This is a genomic window from Streptomyces sp. NPDC019937 (assembly GCF_040631655.1).
Classification (GTDB): Bacteria; Actinomycetota; Actinomycetes; order Streptomycetales; family Streptomycetaceae; genus Streptomyces.
Genome location: NZ_JBEYAL010000058.1, coordinates 12,746 through 35,987 on the forward strand (window position 1 = coordinate 12,746; position 23,242 = coordinate 35,987).

The 23,242-nt window shown below is 73.2% G+C and carries 19 protein-coding genes; 13 read left to right on the forward strand and 6 right to left on the reverse strand.

Annotation, left to right across the window (positions count from 1 at the left end):
• Positions 1-195 precede the first annotated feature (195 nt).
• Positions 196-2,211 carry a spermidine synthase gene (locus ABZ562_RS37360; protein ID WP_361488809.1) on the forward strand — a complete coding sequence of 672 codons (2,016 nt, stop codon included), beginning with the start codon at positions 196-198 and terminating at the stop codon, positions 2,209-2,211.
• Between the two features lie 76 nt (positions 2,212-2,287).
• Here ABZ562_RS37360 and ABZ562_RS37365 read toward each other — a convergent pair whose 3' ends face one another.
• Both ABZ562_RS37365 and ABZ562_RS37370 read right to left on the reverse strand, forming a co-directional pair.
• Positions 2,288-3,340: a hypothetical protein gene (locus ABZ562_RS37365; protein ID WP_361488812.1), complete on the reverse strand. Its 1,053-nt coding sequence runs from the start codon at positions 3,338-3,340 to the stop codon at positions 2,288-2,290.
• Between the two features lie 89 nt (positions 3,341-3,429).
• Positions 3,430-4,395 (reverse strand): D-2-hydroxyacid dehydrogenase, encoded by a 966-nt coding sequence (locus ABZ562_RS37370; RefSeq protein WP_361488814.1) that lies wholly within the window; start codon positions 4,393-4,395, stop codon positions 3,430-3,432.
• A gap of 464 nt (positions 4,396-4,859) precedes the next feature.
• Between ABZ562_RS37370 and ABZ562_RS37375 the strand changes: the two genes are divergently transcribed.
• The 4 genes from ABZ562_RS37375 to ABZ562_RS37390 all read left to right on the forward strand — a co-directional run bounded on the left by ABZ562_RS37375 (position 4,860) and on the right by ABZ562_RS37390 (position 10,042).
• A complete protein-coding gene (locus ABZ562_RS37375; protein WP_361488817.1) occupies positions 4,860-6,233 on the forward strand; it encodes an MFS transporter in 1,374 nt (457 codons plus the stop codon).
• Positions 6,234-6,253: 20 nt separating this feature from the next.
• On the forward strand, positions 6,254-6,919 hold the full coding sequence (locus tag ABZ562_RS37380; RefSeq protein WP_361488820.1) for an HAD-IA family hydrolase: 666 nt from the start codon (positions 6,254-6,256) through the stop codon (positions 6,917-6,919).
• Positions 6,920-6,957: 38 nt separating this feature from the next.
• Positions 6,958-8,340 carry an FAD-dependent oxidoreductase gene (locus tag ABZ562_RS37385; protein ID WP_361488822.1) on the forward strand — a complete coding sequence of 461 codons (1,383 nt, stop codon included), beginning with the start codon at positions 6,958-6,960 and terminating at the stop codon, positions 8,338-8,340.
• 100 nt (positions 8,341-8,440) lie between these two features.
• Positions 8,441-10,042, forward strand: a complete 1,602-nt coding sequence (locus ABZ562_RS37390) for a PucR family transcriptional regulator ligand-binding domain-containing protein (RefSeq protein WP_361488825.1) — start codon at positions 8,441-8,443, stop codon at positions 10,040-10,042.
• Here ABZ562_RS37390 and ABZ562_RS37395 read toward each other — a convergent pair.
• Positions 10,029-10,994, reverse strand: a complete 966-nt coding sequence (locus ABZ562_RS37395; protein WP_361488828.1) for a D-2-hydroxyacid dehydrogenase family protein — start codon at positions 10,992-10,994, stop codon at positions 10,029-10,031. The genes ABZ562_RS37390 and ABZ562_RS37395 overlap by 14 nt on opposite strands.
• Positions 10,995-11,067: 73 nt before the next feature.
• Here ABZ562_RS37395 and ABZ562_RS37400 point away from each other — a divergent pair, with 73 nt between their 5' ends.
• Positions 11,068-12,087 (forward strand): 2-dehydropantoate 2-reductase N-terminal domain-containing protein, encoded by a 1,020-nt coding sequence (locus ABZ562_RS37400; RefSeq protein ID WP_361488830.1) that lies wholly within the window; start codon positions 11,068-11,070, stop codon positions 12,085-12,087.
• Here ABZ562_RS37400 and ABZ562_RS37405 read toward each other — a convergent pair.
• The gene (locus ABZ562_RS37405) at positions 12,050-12,895 is read right to left on the reverse strand and encodes an alpha/beta hydrolase (RefSeq protein ID WP_361488832.1); all 846 of its coding nucleotides are present in this window, start codon (positions 12,893-12,895) and stop codon (positions 12,050-12,052) included. The two genes, ABZ562_RS37400 and ABZ562_RS37405, sit on opposite strands and share 38 nt — an antisense overlap.
• Before the next feature lie 360 nt (positions 12,896-13,255).
• Here ABZ562_RS37405 and ABZ562_RS37410 point away from each other — a divergent pair, with 360 nt between their 5' ends.
• Positions 13,256-14,053: a prephenate dehydrogenase gene (locus tag ABZ562_RS37410; RefSeq protein WP_361488835.1), complete on the forward strand. Its 798-nt coding sequence runs from the start codon at positions 13,256-13,258 to the stop codon at positions 14,051-14,053.
• A gap of 126 nt (positions 14,054-14,179) precedes the next feature.
• Here ABZ562_RS37410 and ABZ562_RS37415 read toward each other — a convergent pair whose 3' ends face one another.
• Positions 14,180-15,310: a galactosyldiacylglycerol synthase gene (locus ABZ562_RS37415; protein ID WP_361488837.1), complete on the reverse strand. Its 1,131-nt coding sequence runs from the start codon at positions 15,308-15,310 to the stop codon at positions 14,180-14,182.
• Positions 15,311-15,445: 135 nt separating this feature from the next.
• Here ABZ562_RS37415 and ABZ562_RS37420 point away from each other — a divergent pair, with 135 nt between their 5' ends.
• The 6 genes from ABZ562_RS37420 to ABZ562_RS37445 all read left to right on the forward strand — a co-directional run bounded on the left by ABZ562_RS37420 (position 15,446) and on the right by ABZ562_RS37445 (position 22,174).
• A complete protein-coding gene (locus ABZ562_RS37420) occupies positions 15,446-16,273 on the forward strand; it encodes an SDR family oxidoreductase (protein ID WP_361488839.1) in 828 nt (275 codons plus the stop codon).
• Positions 16,274-16,280: 7 nt separating this feature from the next.
• On the forward strand, positions 16,281-17,225 hold the full coding sequence (locus ABZ562_RS37425; RefSeq protein WP_361488841.1) for a DMT family transporter: 945 nt from the start codon (positions 16,281-16,283) through the stop codon (positions 17,223-17,225).
• Positions 17,222-17,971, forward strand: coding sequence for a polysaccharide deacetylase family protein (locus ABZ562_RS37430; RefSeq protein ID WP_361488844.1), 750 nt, complete (start codon positions 17,222-17,224; stop codon positions 17,969-17,971). Before ABZ562_RS37425 ends, ABZ562_RS37430 begins: the two co-directional genes overlap by 4 nt.
• Positions 17,972-18,196: 225 nt before the next feature.
• On the forward strand, positions 18,197-20,740 hold the full coding sequence (locus tag ABZ562_RS37435) for a YfhO family protein (protein WP_361488847.1): 2,544 nt from the start codon (positions 18,197-18,199) through the stop codon (positions 20,738-20,740).
• Between the two features lie 100 nt (positions 20,741-20,840).
• The gene (locus ABZ562_RS37440) at positions 20,841-21,791 is read left to right on the forward strand and encodes a glycosyltransferase family 2 protein (protein WP_361488850.1); all 951 of its coding nucleotides are present in this window, start codon (positions 20,841-20,843) and stop codon (positions 21,789-21,791) included.
• Positions 21,788-22,174 (forward strand): GtrA family protein, encoded by a 387-nt coding sequence (locus ABZ562_RS37445; protein WP_361488853.1) that lies wholly within the window; start codon positions 21,788-21,790, stop codon positions 22,172-22,174. Before ABZ562_RS37440 ends, ABZ562_RS37445 begins: the two co-directional genes overlap by 4 nt.
• A gap of 35 nt (positions 22,175-22,209) precedes the next feature.
• Here ABZ562_RS37445 and ABZ562_RS37450 read toward each other — a convergent pair whose 3' ends face one another.
• Entirely contained in the window at positions 22,210-23,160 is a 951-nt protein-coding gene (locus ABZ562_RS37450; protein WP_361488855.1) for a sensor histidine kinase, read from the reverse strand.
• Positions 23,161-23,242 lie beyond the last annotated feature (82 nt).

Here is a 23,242-nt window from a genome sequence, read left to right on the forward strand (position 1 = left end):
CTACAGAGACAAGCACCACCATTTTCGCTCCGGACACCCGGCTCGCAACAGCGCTGCGGCCGCCCGCCACGAGCGATTGGGCCCATCAGGTGAGATGTGCTCCGGGGGCGGTCGGACCGCCCTGCTGGTGCTCGACCTGCCCCGCCTCGGATGACAGCGTGGGCCGACATGGAGCACAGCCCTGGACCGCAAAACGTGCGCGCGAGGCTGCTGCTGGCCAGCGCCACCATGCTCTTCGTCGAGCTGGCGCTGATCCGGTGGACCGGCGCCAATATCGTCCATCTGAGCTATTTCTCGAACTTCATCCTCCTGGGCTCGTTCCTCGGAATCGGCCTCGGTTTCCTCCTCCCCGCCGGGCGCGGGCAGTGGCTCACCCGCTGGGCACCCATCCCGCTGGCCGTTCTGGTCGTCCTGGTCCGGGAGTTTCCCGTCCAGGTGCGGCAGTCCAGCGGTGAGGTCATCTACTTCACCGCCGTGAAGACCACCGGTCTGCCGCAGTGGGTCACCCTGCCCGTGCTGTTCGGGCTGACCGCGCTCATCATGGCGGCGATCGGCAAGATGACGGCCGACCAGTTCCGGCGGCTGCCGTCGCTGGAGGCGTACCGCTACGACCTGCTCGGCTCGCTCACCGGCTCGGTGTCCTTCGCGCTGCTGTCCTGGCTGCGCGCCCCGTCGGTGGTGTGGGGTGTGCTCGCGGCGCTGGCGATGCTGGTGCTGGGCGGGCGGCGCAACACCGTCCGGTACACGGTTCCGCTGACCGTGATGGTGGTGGTGCTGGCCCTGGAGTCGGTGGCGAACGGCGTCTCCTGGTCGCCGTACTACAAGATCGAGGTCAAGCGGTCGGCCTCGAAGGCCCGCGACTACAACATCGCCGCCAACGGTGTTCCGCACCAGTCCATCGCCCCGCTGAAGGCGCTGACGAAGCCCGGTTCACCGTATGAGCAGCCCTACCGCGAGACCCCGCGCAACTCCCACCGCCGGGTGCTGGTCATCGGCGCGGGCAACGGCAACGACGTGGCACTCGCCCTCGCCCACGGGGCCCGCCGGGTGGACGCCGTGGAGATCGACCCGAGGCTGCAGGAGATCGGCGCGTCCCTGCACCCGGCCCGGCCGTACGACAACCCCCGGGTGCACGTCCACATCAACGACGGGCGGGCCTTCCTGGAACAGACCACCGCCCGCTACGACCTGATCGTCCTGGCGCTGCCGGACTCCCTGACCCTGGTGTCCGGGGCCAGCAACCTGCGCCTGGAGAGCTATCTGTTCACCCGGCAGGCGTTCGAGGCGGCGCATCGCCATCTGGCGCCCGGCGGCGCGTTCGCCATGTACAACTACTACCGGCAGAACTGGCTCATCGACCGCTTCGCCGGCACTCTCACCTCCGTCTTCGGGCACGCCCCCTGCATCACCCACTACGGCAACAAGCGGGCCGCGGTCCTCGTCGCGGGCACCACCCCGGCGGCCCAGTCCTGCGGTGCCACGTGGAAGGCGTCCGGGCCGGTGCCGAAGGCCGCGAGCGACGACCATCCGTTCCCGTATCTGCTGCACCGCACCATTCCCAGCCTCTACCTCGGGGTGCTGGGCGCGATCCTGCTGGTGACCCTGGCGTCGGTGCGGCTGACCGGGGTACGGCTGCGGCGGACAGCCCGTTACGCCGACATGTTCCTGCTCGGTGCCGCCTTCATGCTGCTCGAAACCAAGAACGTGATCGGCTTCGCGCTGTACTTCGGCACCACCTGGCTGGTCAACGCCATGGTGTTCGCCGGTGTGCTGCTGGCCGTCCTGTGCGCGGTCGAGGTACGGCGGCGCATCCGCAAGCTCAACCAGCTCGCGCTGCAGCTGCTGCTGTTCGCGTCGCTGGCCGTCTCCTGGCTCATCCCGGCGCATCTGGTGCTCGGGCTGCCCTTCGCGGGGCGGCTCGCCGCCGCGATCGCGCTGGCCTTCGCCCCCATCTTCTGCGCCAACCTCATCTTCTCCGACCGGCTGGCGGTGGCCTCCGACCCCACGGCGGCCTTCGGCGCCAACCTGCTCGGCTCGCTGGTCGGCGGAACCCTCGAATACCTCGCGCTGGTCACCGGCTACCAGGCCCTGCTGCTCGTGGTGGCGGTGCTGTACGCGGGCGCCTGCGCCCTGATGCGCTTCACCCGGCCCGGTGCCGACGAGCGCTCCGCACACGAGCGGGTCACCGTGCCCACCGCGCCACAGACCTGACCCCGGCAGGCGTCACGCGACACCAGGCCGCCCCCGGTCCCGTCCGCTTCACGGGCCGGGGGCGGCCTCCCGCCTGTCACTCGAACATCACGTAGTCCGGCCGCGGCCGCAGGGCCAGCACCTCCTTCGGCGTCATCAGCCGGCTGACCTCGGCGTCCTCCTCGTAGAAGAGCTTGAAACCGGTGCGCAGGCCCTCCGGCTGGTCCTTGACCAGCTGCCGCCAGGTGTCCCGCTTCATGCCCGGCGAGCCGATGCCGTCCGCGCTCTTGATCATGACGACGCCGGGCTGCTGGCGCAGCGCGGACTGGTCGCGGACCACGGACACCGCCACCTGGTGGAAGACCAGGGGCTTCTCCGGCAGATCGTGTTCCTCCACGATCCCGGACAGATAGCGCGCCACGTCGGTCAGCTCCTGCCCGCTGGTGTGGCCGTAGGTGTCGCCCGGTGTCTCTCCCGGGCCCATGTCCCACTCGGGGTCCAGCGCTATGCCCACATCGGGCTCGACGAGCCACTTGCGCAGCGCCTTGACCTCGTCCAGCGCGGCGGCCCGGCCCGGCTGGATGTTGAGCAGCAGCATCGCGTCATGGCGCCGGGCGGCGGTGTGGAAACGGCGGATGGTGTCCTCCGGGACACGGGTGCGATAGGTGCCGTCCGACCCCGCGGAGCTGTTGGTCACGGTCGCGAGCAGTTCGAGGACCGGCAGCGGCTCCCGGTCGGCGGCGTAGTCGCGCGCGGTCTTCTCGATCTCCTTGACCCGCTGGTTCAGGTCCCCGGTCCCGAGTCGGCCGAGTGCGGCGGCGCCGGGCAGTCCGCAGTAGCCCACCAGGCGGTACCGGGACAGATCCCGGCCGCCGCGCGGGAGTTCGGGCCGCCGCTTGGTCGGCCGCGGCGACGGCGAGGCCCGGTTGTCCGAGCCGGCGGCCGAGGTCTCGCGGCCCTCGGACGGCGTGGGGCTCCTGGCGGGCTTGGCCCAGTCGGTGTTCTGCTCACCGCAGCCGGTGAGCAGACCCAGACCGGCCGCCGCCGTCACCGAGAGCAGCCCCCGCCGGGTCGGCGGGGCGCCCTGCCCTCTGGTGTTCTCCCGGATCCGCTCGGCGCCGGTGCCCTGACCTGGTGTCGTGTGCGCCACGTTCTCTCCGTCCGCGGGGCGAATGGTTTTTCCTCGTCCTCTGCGGCTTTCCGGCGGGAGCGACAATGAAACGGAGCGGTGGCCACCACTTACCTGACGTAACCCAGCTCCTTGTCGATTACGTTGCGCAGCGGACGGCCCTCGGCCCTGCGGACCAGGTTGTCCAGGAACAGCTCGGCCAGGTCGTCGCGCCACCGGGTCACCTCGCCCGCGGTGTGCGGGGAGACGATGACCCCCGGCAGCTCCCACAGCGGGGAGGCGGCGGGCAGCGGCTCCCGGGCGAACACGTCCAGCGCGGCGCCGGCCAGCCTGCCGCCGGTCAGGGCGTCGACGAGCGCCGGTTCGTCCACCAGCTGACCGCGCCCCACGTTGACCAGCCGGGCGCCGGGCTTCATGGCCGCCAGCACCGAGGCGTCCACCATGCCGTGGGTGGCCGGGGTGAGCGGGGCGGCCAGCACCACGTAGTCGGCCTCGCCCAGCCCGGCGCGCAGGGTCACCGGGCCGTGCACGGTGCCGAAGTCGGGGTCTTCCGCGCGGGGGGTGCGGCCCGCGCCGCTCACCCGCATGCCGACCGCGCGCAGCAGCCGGGCGACGGCCCGGCCGATGGACCCGGTGCCCCAGACCAGCACGGTGCGGCCGGCGACGCGCTCGCTGTCGCGCGGCCGCCACCGGCGGCCGCGCTGGTGGTCCCACATGCCGGGGAAGTCCTTGGCGAGGGACAGGATCAGCCCGAGGACGTACTCGGCGATGGGCTGGTCGTACACCCCGCGCGAGTTGGTGAGCACCACATCCGGGTTGCCGGTCAGCGCGGGAAACAGATACGGGTCCACCCCCGCGGCGGCCACATGCACCCATCGGGGGGCCTTCGCGGGATCGTCGGGCCACGCGGCGGCGACCGCCGGGCTCAGCGGCCACCAGGCGAGCAGGGCGTCCGCGCCGGGGAGGACCGCGGGCAGCTCCTCCTCGGTCGCGTACACGGTCCGCGCCAGCGACTCGATCCGCTCCCGGTTGTACGGCAGGTGGTCGTTGTACAGGACGATCAGCCGGTCACCCACGGCCGCCTCCCGACGGCTCGCCGAGGCCGCCCGGGGGCTCACACCGGAGTGTCATGACGGTTCTCCCGAGGTCAGGAAGGGCGCGGAACGGATCCCCACACCCTGACCGCGCCCGCGCGGAGGGGCAACGGGCACAGTGTCCCCTCCGGCGGGCCGTTGTGGACGCTGTGTCCCCCGCACCGCCACGATCCGGGACCAAAGTCCTGCGCAGCCCCGGTGCGGACCGGGCGTACACAGTGTCCACCACGGGCCGGGCGATGGAACAGGATGGCCGTTGACGGTGCTGGGCGGCTGAACCATGGTGAGGGCCATCCATCCGCCCGTCATCTGCCCGTCCCCGGCAGCACACCCCGCGGCCCCCGCCGCGCACCGCACGAATGCTTGACGCCCGATGCCGCCCCGCGTGCCGCATCGCCCAGCGCCCTCAGCGCCTCAGTGTCTCCTCGTCCCCGGGAGTCTCAAGCATGTCTTTGTCCCCCTCTTCCCACCCCGCCGAGAAAACCACCACAAGAGCCCGGAGCCTCGACGAAGCCCCCGTCACCGGCTTCCACCGCAGGATGGTCGCCGTCGCCATGGGCGGACCGTTCTGCGACGGCTATCTGCTGGGCATCATGGGCGTCGCCCTCAGCCTGATCACCCCGGCGCTCAGCCTGGACACCATGTGGGAGGGGCTGATCGCCGCCTCCGTCCTGGTCGGCGTCTTCATCGGAGGTGTGGTCTTCGGACCGATCACCGACCGGGTCGGCCGCCATCTGATGTATGTGCTCAACCTGATGACCTTCGTGGTCTTCTCCGCCCTGCAGTTCTTCGTCACCGAGGCGTGGCAGCTGCTGGGCTTGAGGCTGCTGATCGGCATCGCGATCGGTGCCGACTACCCGATCGCGTCGGCCCTGACCACCGAGCTGGTGCCGCGCAAGATACGCGGCCCGGCCCTGTCCGGCCTGGTCCTCGCCTGGTGGGTCGGCTACGGCGTCAGCTACTGGGCCGGCTGGCTGCTGCTGGGCACCGGCGACGACGCCTGGCGCTGGATGCTGGCCTCCGGCGCGGTCCCCGCCGTGATCTTCATGTTCTTCCGCACCGGAGTGCCCGAATCGCCCCGCTGGCTGGCCTCCCGCGGCCGGGTGGAGGAGGCCAAGGAGGTCGTGCGCCGCCATCTCCGCCAGGAGGTGAGCACCGAGGAACTGCTCGCCGAGAGCGGCCGGCCGCAGCGTGGCGGCTCGGGCCTGGGCAACCTGGTGGAGATCTTCCGCCGCGGCTACGCGGTCCCCGCCCTGTTCTGTTCGGTGTTCTGGATCTGCCAGGTGGCGCCCGCCTTCGCCGTACGGTCCTTCCAGCCGCAGATGCTGGAGTCGTTCGGGGTGGGCAGCACCTTCGGCGCCAGCGCGCTCATCACCACGATCGCGGTGGCGGGTACGGCGGTCGGGCTGCTCGTGGTCAACCGGATCGGCCGGCGGCCCCTGCTCATCGGCAGCTTCGCCTGCATCAACGTCTGCCTCATCGCCCTGATCGTGCTGCCCCCGCACTACGCGTTCCTGGTCGTCGCCCTCTTCGCCGGGTTCCAGTTCTTCGAGGCGGCGGGCAGCGGACTGCAGTTCGTCTACCCGAGCGAGCTGTTCCCCACCGACCTGCGCGCCACCGGCGTCGGCGTCGCCACCGCCATGAGCCGGGTCGGCTCCGCCTCCAGCACCTTCCTGCTCCCCATGCTCACCACCGACTTCGGTGTCCGCGGCACCCTCGCGATGGGCGTGGGCATCACCCTCATCGGCCTCGTGGCCTGCATCGTCCTCGCCCCCGAGACCAAGGACCTGGGCCTGGCGGAAGCCAGCCGCCGCGCCTGAACCCCCGGAAGGAAACCCCCATGCGCAAGCTCGTCTCCTTCGACTGCTACCGCACCCTCATCAACTTCGACACCCGGAGCGCCACCCACGAGATCGTCAAGGACCGGCTCGCCGAGTACGGCGTCGACGCCGAGCAGTTCCACCACGACGCGTACGTGATGCGCTTCCAGGGCGTCGTGGACCACTACCGCCCGTACCGGGAGACCGTCCGCCGCACCCTGCACAACGTCATGCTGCTGCACGGCCTGCCGTACCGGGACGAGGACGGCGAGGCACTGATCGAGGCCATCAAGCGGTTCAAGCCGTTCCGCGAGGTCCCCGACGCGCTGCGCCGCCTGAAGAGCGAGTACGACATCGCCATCCTCTCCAACAGCGAGGACGACCTGATCACCTACGCCGTCGACGAGCTGGGCGTGGAGTGGGACTACGTCCTCACCGCCGAGCAGGCGGGTGCCTTCAAGCCGCTGCCGCAGGCCTTCGAATACCTCATGCGGGCCACCGGGCGGGGTCCTGCGGACATCATCCACACCGCCCAGGGCTGGGAGTACGACATCATGCCCACCAAGCGGTACGAGGGCATGCGGCGGATCTGGGTCAACCGGTACGGCTTCCCCGGTTCGGCCGCCTACCAGCCGTACGAGGAGATCAAGGACCTGTCCGAGCTGCCCGGCCTGCTCGGCGTCTGACCCGGCTCCCGGCCGCACCCACACCGCGAGAGGACCCCATGTCCGCCACCACGGCACCGGTCAACGGGCGCGTCGCCCACTGGTTCGCCGAACTGCCCGCCCCCCGCCCGGCGCTGCCCGGCGACCGCGACGCCGACGTGTGCGTCGTGGGCGCCGGAATGACCGGACTGTGGACCGCCTACTACCTCAAGCAGGCCGACCCGTCGCTGCGCATCACGGTCCTGGAAGCCGAATTCGCCGGCTTCGGAGCCTCCGGCCGCAACGGCGGCTGGGCCTCCGGACTCATCCCCGGCGCCCGCGACCGGCTGGCCCGCACCTACGGCCGCGACGCCGTCCTGGACTGGCAGCGGGCCATGAACGAGGCCGTGGACGAGGTCATCGCCGTCGCCGCGCGCGAGGGCATCGACGCCGACATCGTCAAGGGCGGCACCCTGCGCGTCGCCCGCACCCCCGCCCAGGCCACCCGGCTGCGGCACAAGACCGAGCAGGACCACCAGTGGGGGGTGCCGGAATCCGTCCTGCTCACCCCCGCCGAGTCCACCCGGCACATCGCCGTCGACGGGGTGACCGCCGGCGCGTACACCCCGCACTGCGCCCGGCTGCAGCCCGCGGCCCTGGTCCGGGGCCTCGCCGAGACGGTGGAACGGCTCGGCGTCACCATCCACGAGAAGTCCCCCGTCACCGCCATCGAGCCGGGCCGCGCGCTCACCGCACACGGCACGGTCCACGCCCCCGTGGTGCTCCGCGCGACCGAGGGCTTCACCGCCTCCCTCAAGGGGCTGCGGCGGGCCTGGCTCCCGATGAACAGCTCGATGATCGTCACCGAACCGCTGCCCGAGGAGATCTGGAAGGAGATCGGCTGGGAGGGCCGGGAAACCCTCGGCGACACCGCGCACGGCCACATGTACGCCCAGCGCACCCCGGACGACCGGATCGCGATCGGCGGGCGCGGCGTGCCGTACCGCTTCGGCTCCCGCACCGACGACTCGGGCCGGGTCAGCGACCGTACGATCGGCCAGCTCACCCGGACCCTCCAGCGGATGCTGCCGCAGACCACCGGCGTCCGGGTCGACCACGCCTGGTGCGGGGTCCTCGCCGTACCCCGCGACTGGTCGGCCACCGTCGGCCTGGACCGGGCCACCGGCGTCGGCTGGGCGGGCGGCTACGTCGGCCACGGTGTCACCTCCACCAACCTGGCCGCCCGCACCCTCACCGACCTGGTGCTGAAGCGGGACACCCGGCTGACCCGGCTGCCCTGGACCGGGCACCGTCCGGGCACCTGGGAGCCGGAGCCGTTCCGCTGGCTCGGGGTGCGCGGACTGTACGTCGCCTACCGGCTGGCGGACCGGCACGAGGCGGGCGGCCGCACCCGTACCTCGCCCATCGCCACCGTCGCCGACCTCATCGCCCGCCGGCCCTGAGATCCTGGAGTCCCGGCGCCCCCGCCTCCCCGGGGGCCGCCGGGGCGACCCGGACATCCGCCCGCCACCGCGGGCACAGCGCAGGGAGGGAGCGGGCCGGATGGCATTGCTCACCGTCGCCGACGTACTGCGGCTGCCCGTGATCGCCGCGGGGCTGCCCCGGGTCATGGCCGGGGAGGACCGGCTGAACCGCCCCGTGCGATGGGTCCACGTCACCGAACTGCTGGACCCGGCGTCGTTCCTGGAGGGTGGCGAGCTGGTGCTCACCACCGGCATGCCCCAGCCCAACGACCCCACCCGGCTGCGCGGCTACGCCGACCAGCTCGCCGACGTCGGCGCGGCGGGCCTGGTCGTGGAGCTGGGCCGCCGCTACCAGCAGGTGCCCCCGGACCTGGTGGCCGCCTGCCGGGCCCGGGACCTGCCGCTGATCGTGCTCTCCCACGGCATCCGGTTCATCGAGGTCACCCAGACCGTCCACGCGCTGATCCTGGACGCCCAGGGCGAACTGCTGCGCCGCTCCCACCAGGTCCACGAACTCTTCACCGACCTGACCCTGCGCGGCGCCCGGCCCGAGGAGCTGGTCCAGGTCGCGGCCGACCTGATGGGACGGTCGGTGGTGCTGGAGAACCTGGTGCACCACGCCATGATCGTCTGTACGGCGGGCCCACCCGGCGGCCAGATACTGGAGGCGTGGCAGCGCCGCTCCCGCGCCACGCCCACCCCCGACCACACGGCGCCCAGCGGACCGGAGGGCTGGCTGGTGGCCCCCGTCGAACACGACGGGCAGCGCTGGGGGCGCCTGGTCGCGCTGCCCGACCAGACCGGCCCGGCTTCCGGACCCGAGCACACCCTGATCCTCCGGCGCGCCGCCACCGCCCTCACCCTGGCCCGGATGACCGGCCACACCCAGTGGGACCGGCAGGCCCGCGCCTCGGCCCTGCTGGAGCTGCGGCACGCACAGCCCCTCAGCCGCACCGAGTCCCGCATCCGGGTCGAGGCCCTCGGCCTGCCGACCGTCGGCCACCTCTTCATCGCCCTGGCCATCGGCCACCGGCCCGACGCCGCCGACCGCGCCGACCTCGACAGCCGGGTCGGCGATGACCTGCGCGGCGCCGGAATCCACGCCCTGGTCGGCAGGCTCTCCCCGGACCGCACCGGCGTCCTGCTCACCCTGCCGCTCGCCGCCGCGTGGCAGCCCGTCGTGGAGCGCATCGGCCGGGTCACCGAGGAGACGCTCGGCGAGGAGGCCATCCTCGCGGTCGGCCCCGGCGTGACCGCGCTCGACCAGGTGGCGCGGTCGTTCCGGCAGGCCGAGGAGGTCGCGGACGCCATCGGCCCGAGCACGCCGCGGCGGCCGTTCCACGTGTCCGCGGACCTCGGGCTGCCGGAACTGCTGTACACCCTGCGCGGCGACGCCCGCGTCCAGAACTATGTGGAGCGGCAGCTCGGCCGGCTGATGCAGCACGACGAACGGCACGGCGGCGACCTGCTGGCCATCCTGCGCCAGTACCTCGACGCCGCGGGCAACAAATCGGTTGCCGCCAAACAGGCCGGACTGTCCCGGCAGGCCTTCTACCAGCGCCTGCACACCATCGAACGGCTGGTCGGCGGCAACCTGGAGTCCGGCGCCGAGCGCTCACGGCTCCACGTCGCCGTCATGGCGCTGGACACCCTGAACCCCGCGCCCCCTACGGCGTGGTGAGGACGCGGACCGGCTCCCCCGCGAGATAGGCGCGGATGTCCTCCACCGCGTCGCGGTAGTAGCCCTCGTAGTTGCGCCGGGTCACATAGCCCAGGTGCGGGGTGCCGAGCAGATTCGGCAGCGTACGGTACGGGTGCTCCGGACCCAGCGGCTCCTCGTCGAACACATCGACCCCCGCGCCCGCGATCCAGCCGCCGCGCAGGGCGTCCGCGAGCGCCGCCTGGTCCACGATGGCCGCCCGGGAGGTGTTCACCAGGTACGCCGTGGGGCGCATCCGCCGCAGCTCCGGCTCGCCGAGCAGACCCCGGGTGCGGTCGCCGAGCACCAGATGCACCGAGACCACATCGCTGGTCTCCAGCAACTCCTCCAGGGAGGAGACGAACCCGACGCCCTCCGCCGCCGCCCGCGCAGGCGTGAGGTTCTGGCTCCAGGCGGCCACGTCCATGCCGAACGCCTGGCCGACCCGGGCCACCTTGGTGCCGATCTTGCCCAGCCCCAGCAGGCCGAGCCGACGGCCGTGCAGATCCATGCCGACCGTGCTCTGCCACGGCCCGCCGTCCCGCAGCGCCGTGCTCTCCGCCACCAGGTGGCGGGCCAGACCGAGGATCAGCGCCCAGGTCAGCTCGACGGGCGGCTCGGAGGAGCTGGCCGTGCCGCACACGGTGACCCCGTGCCGGGCGGCCGCCTCCAGATCGACGGACGCGTTGCGCATCCCGGTGGTGACGAGCAGCCTGAGCCGGGGCAGCCGGGCGAACAGCTCCGCGGGGAACGGGGTGCGCTCCCGCATGATGACCACGATCTCGCAGTCTCCGATCGCCTCGACCAGCGCCTCCCGGTCGGTGAAGTGGCGCTGGTGCGACACCACCTCCACCGCGTCCCGGACACCCGACCAGTCGGCCGAGGACAGGGCCACGTCCTGGAAGTCGTCGAGCACGGCACAGCGCAGCTTCATCGTATCCCCTCGGGCTCTTCCAACAGGTCGGTGCGGGTACGTTGTTTCTACCACCCACGGGGAAAGGGTCCTGGTGCGATACATCATCATCGGAGCGGGCGCGGTCGGCGGATCGATCGGCGCCCGGCTCCACCTCGCCGGTCACGACGTCGTCCTGGTGGCGCGCGGCGCGCACCACGAGGCGCTGCGCGAGCGCGGACTGCGCTTCACGGCGCCCGAGTCCACCCACGAGATCCCGGCGCCCGCCGTCACCGGGCCCGAGGACGTCGAACTGGGCCCCGACGACGTGCTCGTCCTCGCCGTGAAGACCCAGGACAGCGCGGCGGCGCTGGACGCCTGGGCGCCGCGCCCGGTCACCGGCGGCGGCACCGCGGGGGAGCGGCTGCCGCTGCTCTGCGCCCAGAACGGGGTGGAGAACGAGCGGTTGGCGCTGCGCCGCTTCCGCCGGGTCTACGGCGTCTGCGTCTGGATGCCCTCGACCTACCTGGAGCCGGGGCTCGTCGCCGCGCCGTGCGCCCCGTACACCGGGATCCTCAGCCTGGGCCGCTATCCGTCCGGAGCGGACGACACCGTCCGGCGGGTGGCCGCGGACCTGGAGAAGTCCGTGTTCCTCGCGCCGGTCGTACCGGACGTGATGCGCTGGAAGTACGCCAAGCTCATCAACAACCTCGTCAACGCCGTCGAGGCGATCTGCGGGCCGCTCGTCCCGGACGAGGCCCAGGCCCTCGGCGCCCGGGCGAAGGCCGAGGGGGTCGCGGTCCTCGACGCCGCGGGCATCGCCCACGCCGACGCCGCCGAACAGGCCGCGCTCCGCTCCGGAAAGGTGGAGATACGGCCCGCCGACGGCGTGGAGCGCGGTGGCGGCTCCTCGTGGCAGAGCCTGACCCGGGGGACCGGCACCATCGAGGCGGACTACCTCAACGGCGAGATCGTGCTCCTCGCACGCGAACACGGCATCCCGGCCCCGGTCAACGAGACGCTGCAGCGGATCGCGGGCGCCTGCGCCCGCGAACGCCGCGCGCCGGGCAGCATGACTCCCGAAGCGCTGACCGCCCTCATCGACGCCGCAGCGTCTCCCTCAACACCTCGGTGAACTCCGCCGGGTGCTCACTGAGCCCCGTGTGACCGCCGGGGAAGTCCACGACCCCGGTGCCCAGCCGCTCGGCCAGCGCCACCGCCGGGCGGTACAGCAGCAGCCCGCGGGAGTCCCGGCCGCCGGCCGGGACCAGCCGCTCCGCTACGGCCGCCAGCGCCTCCACATCCGGAACGTGGCCGGTGAACGGGCACAGGATGTGCTCCAGGAAATACGGGAAGTTGGCCATCATCCGGTCGATCGCCTCGGCCGGACGCGGCGGGGGCTGCGCTGCGCGATCCTGCTTCGCCGCGGCCCCTTCCGCCGGGCCGGTCCCCGCGGACATCACCGCCACCGCCGCCCCGATGCCCTCGCGGCGGTACGCCTCGCGCACCTCGGCGAAGAACGCCCGCTGCTTCTCGGCATCGGGCAGCAGTTCCACCAGGGGCGGCTCGTGGGCGACGGCCAGCCGCACCCGCTCCGGGTGACGCGCCAGCAGGTCCACCGCGGCGATGGCGCCTGAGCTGCAGCCGACCACGTACGCCGGTTCGCCGTCCGGCGCCACCGCGTCGAGCAGCGAGAACGCGTCCTCGCTGTGCACTTCGACCCGCTGGTCGCCGCGCGGTCCGTCGAGCGGGCTGCGCGACATGCCGCGCGGATCGTAGGACACCACCGTGTACCGGCCGGCGAGGGCCGGGGCCACGTGGTCGTAGGAGGCGGCGTCACCGGCCCCGCCCGGGATCAGCAGCAGCACCGGACCGGTGCCGCGCACCTCGTAATGGAGCGTGGCGCCGGGCACCTTCAGGGTGCCGGCCTTCGGATCGTTCATGGTGTGCGTCGCCTTCTCGTCGTCGGCCGCGTCGGTGACGCGGCCGCTATCCCCGCCCTCACCAGCGGAACCTCTCGGGCTCCAGGCGCGTTTCACGGTATCCGGGTGGTGTGGGGCGCGCGCGGTGTTTTTCGCGCCTGATGTGTCGTCATCACGACGCGCGCCACCACTCCTGCGGATGACACGGCCGGTCTGACAAGGGGGTTCGCGCCACGTGACTTCATGGAAAGTTGGCTGCTCCGTAGCCGTCAAGGCGGTCCGAGTTGTTTTGCGTGGTGGCACACAGGGCACCGCACACACCTAACAGCAGGCATAATCGCAGCAACGATGGGCGCAGACGCCCAGAAAGGGGACGAAGCGATGGCGAACGCGCTGAGTGCCGACAAGAGTGTGGGCTCGACGATCGAGGCACTGAAGGCAGAACTTCCGCAGCTGGAGAAGCAACAGGAGGCCCTCAAGGGTGATTTGGACGCCGTCACCCAGCGGCTGGAGGTGGTCAGCACCGCGCTGAGCAGCCTTCAGGCCCTGTCGGGAGCCGCCGCGCTCCCGCAGACCGCCAACGGAGACATCGCGGAGGCGAAGCCGAAGCCGGTGTCCGAGGACACCGCCACCGCCGCGGACGCGGCTACCGAGGCCGAGCCGAAGGCGGCCGCCGAGGCGGCGGCGACCCGGACACCCACCGCCACGCGCAAGGCCGCCATCGGCCGACAGCGCAGCAAGGCCAAGTCCACCACCGGCGGCCGGACCGCGAAGACCGCCACCAAGGCCGCGGCCAAGAAGACCGCCGCCAAGAAGCCCGCCAAGAAGGCGGCGGCCAAGGACACCACCAAGTCCACCACGAAGGCCACCACCAAGGCGGCCAAGGCCACCGACAAGAGTGCCCCGGCGAGCGAGAAGGCCACCGCCAAGGCCACCGAGAAGACGGCCAAGGCGGCGGGCACCTCCTCCGAGCGCTCCACCGGGCTCGCCGAGTCGGTGCTCGGCTGCCTGAGGAAGGCGGGCCGTCCGATGCGCGCGTCCGAGGTCAACGAGGCCCTGGGCCGCGACGAGACGCGCACCAACGTGAACTCGGTGCGCAACACGCTGGAGCGGCTGCGCACGACGGAGCGGGCCAAGCGTTCCGGGCGTGGCCTGTACGAGGCCGCGGCCACCAGCTGACCGCCGCTCTCCCGCCAGTGTGCCGCCACCTCATCGGTAGCGGGGGCGGAAGTGGCCCTTGGGAGAGGGTGGACCCGGACGGGTCGGCGGCTGTGCGGGCGCCGGAGCCGCGGTCCACCCACTCCTTCACGAGGACGTCACCGCGGCCAGCCGGGCGGTGACGTCGGCGGGGTCGGAGGCGAACAGCCGTCGGCCCGCGGCGATACGGCGTTCGCGCGGCTCCGAGGGCGCGGTGAGCGCGTCGAGCAGGCGCAGCAGCTCCCATGAGTCCGCCGCGTGGTCCGTCAGGCCGAGGGCGGCCATCCGGCGGACCCCCTCGCGCCCATGGCCCGGGATGGGGCGGTAGCCCACCACCGGGACTCCGGTGGCCAGTGCTTCCAACGCGGTCTGTCCGGCGGCGTTGTCCACCAGCGCCCGCGTGGCGGCCAGCAGTCCGGGCAGGTCCGGTTCCCAGCCGAGGGCCATCACCCGGGGCCACCGGGACAGCCGGTGGCGCAGCCGTTCGTCCCGGCCGCACAGCGCCACCGGAAGATATCCCGCGGCGGACAGCAGCCGTGCGGTGGCCGCCAGCCGCGTACCGGCGCCCCAGGCCCCGGCGGACAGGGCCACCGGCGGCCGGCCGGGGGCATGGGCGTCGAAGCGGCGCCGCCAGCCCGCAGCTCCGGGCGCCGGGCCGAGGAAGCGCTCCGCCACCAGCGGGCCGGTGGCCAGCGCGGGCCGGCCGAGGCTCCGCCGTACGTGTTCGGCGGCGTCCTCGGTGACGCACAGATGCAGATCGTTGCCCGGGTGCAGCCACTGGCGGTGCACCGCGAAGTCGGTGACCACCACCGCGCTCGGCACCGTCAGCCTCCCACGGGCTCGCAGCCGGCCGGTGAGCTGTGCGGCGAGGTGGAAGACGGGCACCACCGCGGCCGGCCGCAGCCGCTCGGTCAGCGCCAGCAGCCGGGCCTCGGCGAGCGCCGCCAGTGGCGCGGTGCCGGGCCGTGGCCCCCTGCCGGGGCCGGGAGCGGGGCCGGGGCCGGGCTGGAAGAACGCCCGGTAGATGCCCGCGTAGACCACCGGGGCCCGGCGCACCGCCGTCCGGTAGAAGACCCGCAGCCCCGGCCCGACCCCGGCGGGCAGCAGGTCCAGCACATCCACCCGGTCCGCCCGGTGTCCTTCGTGCTCCAGTCGGCGCACCAGCTCGGCGGCGACCGCGTCGTGCCCGGCCCCCATGCTCGCGCTCACCACGAGAAAACGCTGCGACGGCAGGCGCATGCTCACCTCCGATGGTGCGAGGCGCGGCCGCTCATGGCTCACTGGAGGTATCCGCTCCGCGTGCCGTCAAACCGCGCGCTCGACGGCCGGTGGTGTGCATGCGCCGTCCGGTCGGCAGCGAGACAGGAAGATGCCATGGCCCGCCCTCTGCCGGACGCACAGCCGCACGCCGCCGCGCCCACCACGGCCGGTCCCGCCACCGGAGGCGCCCCCACCGAAACCGGGGTGGCGCTGGTGACCGGAGCGTCCTCGGGGATCGGCGCCGCCGTCGCGCACCGGTTCGCGGCGGGCGGCGGATGGCGGCTGCTGGTCAGCGGCCGCCACCGGGAACGCCTGGACCTGGTGGCCGCCCGCACCGCGGCCATCGCCCTCCCGGCCGATCTGGCCACCTCCGAGGGCGGCCGTGGCCTGGTCGAGGCAGCCTTCCGTACCGCCGGACGGGTGGATCTGCTCGTCGCGGGGGCGGGCATCGGCTGGGCGGGCCCCTTCAGCGCGATGCCGCCCGCCGCCATCGACCGTGTGGTGGGCGTCGACCTCCTCGCCACCATGCGGCTGGTCCGCATGGTCCTGCCGCACATGCTGGCCGAGCGGCGGGGCCACATCGTGCTCATCGGATCCGTCGCGGGCAGCGTCGGGGTGCGGGGCGAGGCGGTGTACTCCGCGGCCAAGGCGGCGCTCGGCGTCTTCGCCGACGCCCTGCGCCACGAGGTGCGCCGGGGTGGCGTACGCGTCACCCATGTGGTCCCCGGTGTGGTGGACACCCCGTTCTTCGCCCGCCGCGGCGCCCCGTACACCCGCCGGATGCCGCGCCCGCTGCCGCCCGAGCGGGTCGCCGACGCCGTGTGGGACGCCGTCGCGCGCGGCCGGGACGAGGTGTACGTACCGGCCTGGCTGCGGCTGCCCGCCCTGGTGCGCGGCGCGGCGCCGGGGCTGTACCACCGGCTGGCCGCCCGCTTCGGGTGAGGGCGGCATGGGCGTCCTGACCGTCCTCCTCGCGCTGCTGTCCGCCCTGGGCAACGGCGCCGCCTCCGTCCTGCAGCGGCGCGCCGCGATGGACCAGGCGCGGGAGCTTCGGGGGGCCGGTGGCGGCGGGGTGGGGCAGGCGCTCCGGCATCTGCCGCGGCTGCTGCGGCGCCCGTACTGGCTGGCCGGTGGCGCGGCGATGGTGGTGTCGGCGGTGGCCCAGGTGGGGGCGCTGGCGGTGGGGCGGCTCTCCGTCGTACAGCCGCTGTTGGTCAGTGAGCTGCTGTTCACCCTGGTGGTGGGGAGCCTGGTGTTCCACCGGCGGCCGGGTGGCCGGACCTGGCTGGCGTTCGTGATGCTCGCCGCCGGGCTCGCGCTCTTCCTCGTCGCGGCCGACCCCTCGCACGGCCGTGCCATGTCCCGCAACGGGCTGTGGCTGCCCACCGGGGTGGTCCTGGCGCTCGTCGTGGGGGCCCTGGTCCTGGTGGCGCGGGTGCTGCGGGGTGCGGGGCGGGCCGCGGCGCTCGGCTGTGCCACGGCCGTCGGCTTCGCGTGCACGGCGGCCCTCATCAAGGAGTTCACCGGGCGTTTCGGCGGGGGAGCGGCCGCGGTGTTCACCGGCTGGCCGCTGTACGCGGTGTGCCTCGTGGGGCTGCTCAGCTTCCTGATGCTCCAGGTCACCCTGCGCGCGGGCACCCTGGCGGCCTCCCAGCCCGCCCTGACCCTCGGGGACGCGCTGGTGAGCATCGCGCTGGGCTGGGTGCTGTTCGGCGAACGCGTCGAACTGGGCCTGCGCCTGCTGCCCGAGGCGATCGGCGTCGCCTTGATGGCGGCCGGGATCGTCGGCCTCACCCGGTCGCCCGCCCTGGCCGAGGGCTGGGACGCGGACACCGCCGGCGCGGCGGCACGGCCGGCGGTACGACGGGTCCCGGGTGGCGGGAGCCCGCCATGACCGCCGGGCGGCGCACCGGTCGGCTGGCCCGGAACGCGGCGGTGCTGGCCGCGGCCGCGCACCTGGTCCCGGCCGGCACCTGGCTGTCGGGGCCCCGGCGCGTCCTCTTCCCCGCCCTGGCCGGGCGGGGCCGGTGGGACCACATCGCCCTCACCTTCGACGACGGCCCCGATCCGCACTCCACCCCGCGCTTCCTGGACGCCCTGGACGAGCTGGCGGTGACCGCCACGTTCTTCGTGCTGGGCGAGAGCGTGGTGCGCTATCCCCGCACGACGCGCGAGATCGCGCTCCGCGGCCATGAACTCGCCGTCCACGGCTGGACCCACGACCGCCCCTGGCTGCCGAGGCCGGTCCGGGACGTCTCCGAGGTCAGCCGCGCCGCCCGGGCGGTACGGCTGACCACCGGCGCCGTACCGCTGTGGTACCGGCCCCCGTACGGCGTCCTGACCGGTGGCCGCTGGCTCGCGGCCGTACGCGCCGGGCTGCGGCCCGTGCTGTGGTCGGCCTGGGGGCGCGACTGGTCCCCGAACGCCACGCCGGCCTCGGTGCTGGCCACCCTCCGGGGCGGCCTCCGGGGCGGCGCCACGGTCCTGCTGCACGACTCCGACCGGGCGAGCGCCCCCGGCTGCTGGCGCGTCACCCTGGCGGCCCTGCCGCACCTGATCACCGCGTGCCGCGCCGCAGGGCTCGAGGTGGGCCCGCTGGCCGACCATGGAGTGCCCCAACTCCCGGCGGCGCCGAAGTGAACCCGGGAAATATGAAGCATTAATTCCGTCCCTGGAACCTAGTGAATTCCTGCTTTCCCTCCGGCCCGCACAACCTCGTGCGCATTGTGTCCGTCAAACCGATCGCAGCGCCGCACACACCGACCACGCCAGACCAATTTCCCCGGACAAGTAATTGACGTGATACAGAAACTCGATATCGGCAGGCCCCTCCGGGAACCGGCCGCATTACCGCGACCCATCACCGTGCGGCGCCCGCGCACGCGTATCCGGGCCGCCGCCCTCGCCTCCCTCCTCACCCTGGTGGCGCTCTGCCTCGGCGACGCCGTGGCCGGGGGCTATCCGTTCGGACCGCGCACCCGTGCCGTCAACGACCTGGGCAATCAGTTCATCCCGTTCCACGCCCAGCTGCGCGACCTGCTGTACGTCCGCGGCGACGGCGGGCTGTTCCTCAACTGGCACTCCGGCTTCGGCGCCTCGCTCCTCCCCGACCTCGGCACCTACGTCAGCAGCCCGTTCGCGCTGCTCGTCGCCGTCTTCCCGCGCGACGAGATCGACCTGGCGGTGTACGTCATCACCCTGCTGAAGACGGCCACGGCGGGCGCGGTGATGGCCGTGCTGCTGCCGCGGCTCCAGCCGGGCCGCTGGTGGGCCGCGGGGGCGCTGGGGGCGTCGTACGCGCTGTGCGGCTGGTCCGTGGCGGAGGCCTCGTACAACCCGATGTGGCTGGACGGGCTCATCGCGCTGCCCCTGCTGTGCCTGGCCGGCGAACAGGTGCTGGCCGGGCGGCGGTTCGTCACGGCCACGCTGGTCGTCGCGGTGGTCTGGATCGCCAACTTCTACACCGCGTACATGGCCACCCTCGGCGCCGCGCTGGTCCTGCTCACCCGGGCCCTGATCAGCCGGATACCGCTGGGGATCCGCCCCCTCGCCCGGCTGACGGCGGCCTGCGGGCTCGGCGTGGGGCTCGCCGCGCCGCTGGTCTGCGTCGTCTACTTCGGCACCCGGCACGCCTACCCGGGCCAGGAGGCGCGGTTCACGCCCAAGCCCTGGACGGACGTCTTCGCCCGGATGCTGCCCGGCACGTACGACTTCAGCAGCCCGGCCCTGTACATCGACACCGTGGCGCTGCTGCTCGCCCTGACGCTGCCGTTCAACCCGGCCGCGCCCCGGCGGCTGCGCGCGGGCTGGACCCTGCTGGTGGCGGCGATGACGCTGTCCATGCGGTGGGCGCCCACCCAGCTGGCCTGGCACGCCTTCGCCGTGCCCAACGGCAGCCAGTACCGGCAGGGTTTCGTACTGTGCGGGCTGCTGGTGATCGCCGCCTGGCTCTCCTGCGCGCACGGCGTGCCGACCGCGCGGGCCCTGCTGCCCGCGGGCGGGCTGCTGGCGCTGATCGCGGTGTCGGCGCGCTCCGGCGCGCAGATCCACTGGTGGACGTATCCGCTGCTGCTCACCGGGGTCGCCGCCGTGGCGGCCGCCGTGGCGCTGCACGGCCTCGCCGCCCGGCTCGGCCGACCGCTTCCGGCCGTGCTCGCCGTCGTCGTGCTCATCGGCGCCCAAGTGGGCCAGTCCGCGGCCACCATGGCCGTCGCCGACCGGCTCCGGCTGCGCCACTTCGACGACTACGCGCCCTGGGGCGAGCGCCAGGAGCGCCAGCGGAAGGTGATCGCCGACGCGGACGGCTGGCCCCGCTACCGCACCGAACCGGGCCGCGAGCAGACCGTCAACAACGACCCGCTGATGGTCGGCGGACAGGGCGCCGCGTACTACAGCAGCCTCACCTCCGATGTGCTCAGCCGCACCCTCACCGCCCTCGGCGGCGGCACCACCTCACGCGGCCGCGCGGTGCAGAGCCTGGACAACCCGGTCACCGACGCGATCTTCTCGGTCGGCGCCCGGGTGCGCTCCTCGGCCGACCCGCACCAGGACGCGTACGCCGCCCGGCCCTCCACGGTCACCGTCGACCGGCAGAAGGCGCCGCCCCTGGTCACCGTCCGCCCCGCCGCCGGGACGGCGCCCGGTTACGGCGCCTCGCCCTTCCGTAACCAGGAACTCCTGCTCGGCGCCTGGGTGTACACGCTGCCGCGCGGCATCGCGGTGCGCGGTGCGGACGGCGGGCCCGCCGAGCGCGGCCCCGCCCACGGCTACCGGCTGCCCGCCTCCCCGCGCGCGGCCCGGCTCACCGCCACCTGCCCGGGCGGCAGCGAGGTCTTCCTGTGGGCACCGCACTACTGGGGCAACGCGCTGATGCGCGGCCCCCGGCGGCCCCCGTCCGGATTCCGCGGCGACTGGCCGGTCACCAAGCTCGCGGCCATGCAGCCGCTCGGCCCGGCCCCGCGCTCCGGCCGGGTGGAGGTGTCGCTGACCGCCCGCAAGAACGGTGTGATCCCGCGCGAAGCCATCGGCTGCCTGGACACCGCGAGGCTGCGCGCCGCCGTCGACCGGCTGACGGCCCGCGGCGCCACCGGCGTACGGGTCTCCGGCGGCTCCCTGAGCGCCGAACTGCCGCCCGGCTCCCGGGGCCTGGCCGTGATCGCCGCCCCGCGCATCGCGGGCTGGCGGTGCGCGGCGGGCGACGGCCCGGACCGGCCCGCCGCCACCTACCTCGGACTCGTCGCGGTGCCCCTCGACGGCGGCGCCACCTCGGTCAGCTGCACCTTCCGGCCGCCCGGGCTGCGCGTCGGAGGCGCCGTGGGTGCCGCCGCCCTGCTGGCCCTGACCGCCGTCGCCACGCTCCGGGCGCTGCGCGCCCGCCGTCGCGGGGAGGCCCGCCCTGTCCACCACTGACGCCCGCCCTTCCACCGACGCCCGCACTTCCACCGACGCCCGCACTTCCACCGACGCCCGCACTTCCACCGACGCACGCACCGTCATCCCGGGGGAATCCATGCTCATTTCCGTCGTCGTTCCCTGCTACAACGAAGAAGCCGTCATCGCTCGTTTTCATGACCACGTCGTAAAAGAGGCGGCGTTACTGGGCCATGAATGCGAATTCGTCTACGTGGACGACGGAAGCGCCGACCGCACCCTTTTCCTGCTGAAAGAGCTGGCCGCCACCGACCCGCGGGTCCGCTACGTCTCCTTCAGCCGCAACTTCGGCAAGGAGGCGGCCATGCTCGCCGGACTGCGCTACGCCTCGGGCGACGCCGTCGTGATCATGGACGCGGATCTCCAGCATCCGCCGGAACTCATCGGCCGCATGGTGCAGCTCCACGCCCAGGGACATGACCAGGTGATCGCCAAGCGCACCCGGGACGGCGACCGGGTCACCCGCGTCCTGACCGCCCGCGCCTACTACCGCCTCATCAACCGCCTGGTCGACGTGGAACTCGTCGACGGCGTGGGCGACTTCCGGCTGCTGTCCCGGCGCGCGGCGGACGCCGTCCTGAGCCTCGCCGAGTACAACCGCTTCTCCAAGGGGCTCTTCGCCTGGGTGGGCTTCCCGAGCGTCACCTTCGAGTACGAGAACGCCGTGCGCGAGGAGGGCCGCAGCAAGTGGACCTTCGGCAAGCTCCTCAACTACGGGGCCGACGGGCTGATCTCCTTCAACAACAAGCCGCTGCGGGCCGCCGTCTACCTCGGGCTGCTGCTGCTCGCCGTGGCCTCGCTGTACGCCGCGTGGATCGTGGGGAGCGCGGTCGTCAACGGGGTCGACACCCCCGGCTATGTCACCCTCATCGTGATCATCACGGCGCTGGCGGGGGTGCAGATGGTGATGGTCGGCGTCATCGGCGAGTACATCGGCCGCATCTACTACGAGGTCAAGCGGCGCCCGCACTTCCTGGTGCAGTCCACCAACGCGGTCCCGGCGGACCGGCTGGAGGAGCTGGTCCGGTGAGACACGGCCCCCTCGTCGGGCAGCTGGCCCGCTTCGGCCTGGTGGGCGTGGCCAACACCGGTACGTACTACGTCCTGTACCTGGCCCTGCTGGTCCCGCTGCCCTATCTGGCCGCCCACATCGCCGCGTTCGCCCTGAGCACGGTCGGCTCGTTCTTCCTCACCTGCCGGTTCACCTACCGGGTGCGGCCGACGTGGCGCGCCTTCTTCCTCTTCCCGCTGTCCACGGCCGCCAACTTCGTGATCACGACGGGCGGGATGTACGTCCTCGTCGACCTCGCGCACCTGGGGGACCGCACGGCCCCGCTGATCGCCGCGGCGGCGGCCGTGCCGGTCACCTTCGCCGTCTCACGGACGATCATGCTCAGGCCGCGCACTCCCTGACCGGCCCCGTGGTGGTCACCAGGGGGCCGTGCCGGTCACAGCCCCGTGCGCAGCCTGATCAGCGTGCCGTCCGCGTCCGTCTGCATCTGGACGACATCGCACAGCATCCGGACGCCCCACAGCCCGAACCCGGTCTCCGACCCCTCCGGCGGGGTGAAGCCCCACAGGGCGTCCGGGTACCAGTGGCCGGGTCCGGCGATCTCGCAGACCAGATCGCCGTCCTGGGCCCACACCCGCAGCTCCGCCGGGGCACGGCCGTGGTGCAGGGCGGTGCTCGCCACCTCGGTGACGGCGCTGACCATGTTGCGCAGGGCCTCCTGGCCCATGCCGTGCCGCCCGGCCCGCTCGGCGATGAAGACCCGCACGGCCTCGAGGTCGGCCGTGCCCACCGGCAGCCGGTCGGCCACCGCCGGAACGGGTGGCAGCGCCCGGCGGTCGCAGGTGGCGCTGAACGGGCCGGGGGCCAGGTATTCCAGGCTCTGCTCCGGCCCCTGACCGTCGATGATCTCGGGATGGGTCCGGCGCGCGTACGTCAGGATCTCGGGGTGCAGCACCCGGCGGTCGTAACAGCAGATGGCGCGGGCGCCGGAGTGGGCGAACGCCGCGTTCACGATCGACTCGTAGCGCGCCCACTCCACGACCTCCAGCGGAGTGCGGCCCTGCCACACCGGCTCGGCTATCACCCGGACCCGGCGCGGCGACTCGGCCCTCACGAAGGAGCCGTACGCGGCGATGGTCTTCACCGGGTGCTGGTACCAGCTGAGCGCGTCCTCGAACTGCACCGCCGGGGCGTCCTGCCCGAGGGCGTCCCGCAGCGCCGCGATGTTCGACTTGGCGGCCACCACGGCCACCGCGTCGTCGGCCTCCAGCCCCTCCCGCAGGAACGGCACGCAGATGTCGACCACTTCGCCCTCGTCGCGGTAGAGGAACCCGCGGTGCTCCATGGCCTCATGTGGGTCCGCTACGGAGCTGCTCGGGCTGGTCATGGGGGCCTCCCTCGGGCCGGGCGGGCATCACGCGGGTGTCCGTTTCCCGGTCCCGTGGATCCGGACGGCACAGCGCGCAGTC